We start from the raw sequence: 404 nt of genomic DNA on the forward strand, positions 1-404 counted from the left end.
AGAGGAGTAATGGAAACACAACGACGTATGATTACACTTGATAAAGAAACGGATCAATATATCCAAGATTATATGGCTGAACATAAACTTCGTTTCCCAGGAGAAGCGATTATGGATATCTGTAAAAAGTATCGAGAAGAAAAAAAGAAAGAATGGTCGTTAGACTATATTACGGAAACTGTTAGTGAAAATCTTCATGGTGTATTAAAAAATGAACTTAAAAAAATTCGATTAGGAACAAATAGTGCCGATAAAAACACACAAATTCTTATCGAATTCATGAATGGATTGTATTTTCACCATGGCTATCAGGGAATTATGACAACGGATCTTCAAGAGTTAGAAGAAACTAAACTTGCCAAAAAAGTTGTAAGTGAACGTATTGTGAATCAACGACAAAAACG

The 404-nt window shown here is 32.9% G+C and carries 1 protein-coding gene; it reads left to right on the forward strand.

Going from position 1 to position 404, the window contains the following annotated elements; genetic code table 11:
- Window positions 1-9: 9 nt before the first annotated feature.
- Window positions 10-404: hypothetical protein (locus tag AC2YJL_RS27660; protein ID WP_487375099.1), on the forward strand; the 395-nt coding region annotated here is incomplete at its 3' end.

This window comes from Priestia sp. SRI_019, from assembly GCF_057586255.1.